Raw genomic sequence first — 2,963 nt, forward strand, 5'->3', positions numbered from 1 at the left:
GCTCCCTGCGTATCATAGGTGGCATCACGACGTCAGAGGAAAGTAGCAGCAAGACGAACGGATTGCGAGCGATTCCTGCTTGGCGACACCAGGGCAGGCGCTAACGTTCCGCAACCTGCAATACCAGGATTTTTGCCACCGACTGCAGGTCTATGACCTCCTGCAATGCCAGGCCACTGCTGCTGAACAGGTGCTGCCACTCGTTCAGTGTGCGTTCGCGCCCCCGGGTTCCCATGAACATCTGCATATCGAACGAAGTGCCGGTGTAATCGGGCTGCGATGCATCGAGTACCATCTCCATGATGGCGATCGACGCCCCCGAGTCGCCGCAGGCGGCAGCAAGATTTTTCAGGGCCCTGCGGCAGGTTTCGTCGTCGAAGCCGTGGAAAACGGCACTGAGCAGGTAAATATCCCTGGCGTCTTGCGCAGCCGGAACGGAATCCAATACGTCACCTGGCTGGAAATGCATACGTGACAGCAGGGCGGGCGATTCCTTTCCATCCCAGAAATCTTTCCCTTCCTCGATGACCTGGGCGCGGTCCACCACCAGCGCATCCAGATTCGGATGATGTTTGAGAATGGACAGTGATTTGCTGCCTTTCGAACCGCCAACGTCGATAATTCGTCCGAACCGCCCCCAATCGAAGTCGGTGGCAAATGCATCGCCGAGCAGCACTTCGACGCTGTCCATGGCCCGGGAGAACAAGCGGTCGAACTCGGGGTGCGTATCCATGTAGTCGTACAGCGCTTCGCCGTGGGTCAGCTTGAAAGGAACCTCGCCCGTTCTTACGCCCTGTTCGAGTTGTTCGTACCAGGGACGGCTCATCTCCGGAGAGTTGTGCATCAGGATCATGGCCCGTACGCATTGTGGATTGTCCTCGCGCAGGAAGGCCGATGTCTTGTTGTTTTTGAATTGCTTTCCGGCTTGCTCGAATATTCCCATGGAGGCCAGCATGCGCAGCAGGCGGTGGACAGCGTCAGGGTCGGAAGCAACGCGCTCGGCTATTGTTTCGGCGGAGAGCGTGTCATCGCCAATCACTGAGGCGATATCCAGGCGGGCCGCAACGTACAGCACGCGGGATTGCCAGAATATGGCGCCGATCTGCAGCAGCCGAAACGGTGGCGGCGTCATCTTGTTCGGCAGGTTTTGAAACCAGGTGGCGAACTTCATCAGTTTGCCGAAACGTCGTACTGCGCGTTTGTTTTTTTGCAGGCTTTTCATTGGCTACTCTTTTTCGTTCTTGTCAGAATCCGGTTCATTATTCGAATCGTCGGGCGGGAGCAGGCCGGCGGCGAACAAGCGGCCGTTGAACTCGGCGAGCCGATTCAGGAAGGCATTGTCCATCTCACGTTCCAATTGTTCCTCGTAGATATCTTTCAGCAGCATGGGCGTCATCGCCAGGCTGACGAAAGACATCCTAAGAATGTCCGCGTCGATCGCCGGGGCGACCTCGCCGCGTTCCTTGAGCGTATCCACGGTTTTGTTTCCCTGGGTACGCCCGCGTTCCAGAAGCTGCTGAATAAAACGTCTGCCGGGCCCCTGATTCAAAGCCAGCACCTTCAGTATCAGTTTGGGAAAGTCGGGGTGCTTGGCCATGGTGTTGTAATAAAGCCTGAAGAATTCGGTAAATCCGGCTGTCGACGACAACATCTGGCCTTCCAGCACATCCAACAGCGGGGACAGCGTCTCCTTGATCATTTCTTCGTACAACCCTTCCTTATTGCCGAAGTAATAACGAATCATGGAGATATTGGCGTCTGCCTTGGTGGCAATCTGGCGTGTGGTGACGTTGTGGTATTCATCCGCCAGAAAGCAATCCAGCGCGGCCTTGAGCAGCCGCTGCCTGACGGTTCGGGTGGGCGGGGGCGTATCGTTCTTCATAGTGCGACCTGTACAACGCATAACCGATGTACAGGTTAGCACCGGTAGTCAACGCACCATACCGGTTTTATCAATCAAAACAGGCGGTTTGATTGTTCGATAAAGACGGCTGATCGCGGGTTCAGCTGTTTGCGCCGGAGGTGGCGGCGAGCGGCGGCGGGGCGCCGTGGTGTTCAGGGGAGACGATGATGCGGTCGCGGCCGGCCTTCTTGGCCTGATACATGGCCCGGTCTGCCGCTTCGAGCAGGGTGTCCAGACTGACCTGGGCCGGTCCGGTGGCGTGACAAATGCCTGCGCTGAAGGTGACGCTGACCTGCTGTTCGCCGGCCATGATGCCCTGGTTCACACAGGCCTCACGCAGGCGCTGCAAGGCGTGTTGGGCCTGCTGAAGATCGCTGTTATGCAAGAGAATCACGAACTCCTCGCCGCCATAGCGGGCGAAAAGATCGCCTTCCCGCAATGTGGTGCGGGCAGTGCGTACGAATTCCTTGAGGATCAGGTCGCCGACGGCGTGACCGTGGTTGTCATTGAGCTTTTTGAAGTGATCGATGTCCAACACGCATACCGACAGATTTATCGGTTCACGATGCAGCTCCGCCAGCAGTGGTGCGCTGGCCTCATAGAAGGCGCGACGATTCATGACGCCGGTCAACGGGTCTCTGCTCGCCTGATTCCACAGCTGCTGGTTGATGCGCTCATTGGTCAATACGATCATCGAGACGGTCAATGTCACGCTGGCGACGATGGCATCGTAGAGCGACAGCGGGTCGACGAATGCGTAGCGGGTCATATGGGCCGTGTGGTCGAGGCTGACCAGGGCCCGCAGCAGCCAGCTTCCACTGGTGAAAAACAACCTGGTGATCATCAGCAGAATGATGGGATTGCTTAGCAGGCGCCGCTGGAGAAATTCGTACAGCGTAAGGGTGGAAAAAAGCGCAATCACGCCGGCCGCCCAGATTACCCGCCAGTCCGGCAGCACCGGCAGGAACAGTTCCAGCGCCAACAGCAGGGTAAACAACACCATGAACGGCGCCACCGGTTTGTAGCCCAGGGTGGGTTTGCGATAGAAATGCCGTACACC

The 2,963-nt window shown here is 57.5% G+C and carries 3 protein-coding genes; all 3 read right to left on the minus strand.

The window, feature by feature from the left end:
• Positions 1–100: 100 nt before the first annotated feature.
• The gene (locus tag P8Y64_14300) at positions 101–1,222 is read right to left on the minus strand and encodes a methyltransferase (protein ID MEJ2061620.1); all 1,122 of its coding nucleotides are present in this window, start codon (positions 1,220–1,222) and stop codon (positions 101–103) included.
• 3 nt (positions 1,223–1,225) lie between these two features.
• A complete protein-coding gene (locus P8Y64_14305) occupies positions 1,226–1,882 on the minus strand; it encodes a TetR/AcrR family transcriptional regulator (protein MEJ2061621.1) in 657 nt (218 codons plus the stop codon).
• Between the two features lie 121 nt (positions 1,883–2,003).
• Positions 2,004–2,963: GGDEF domain-containing protein (locus P8Y64_14310; GenBank protein MEJ2061622.1), on the minus strand; the 960-nt coding region annotated here is incomplete at its 5' end.

The sequence above is a fragment of the Gammaproteobacteria bacterium genome (assembly GCA_037388465.1).
Taxonomy (GTDB): domain Bacteria; phylum Pseudomonadota; class Gammaproteobacteria; order SpSt-1174; family SpSt-1174; genus JARRKE01.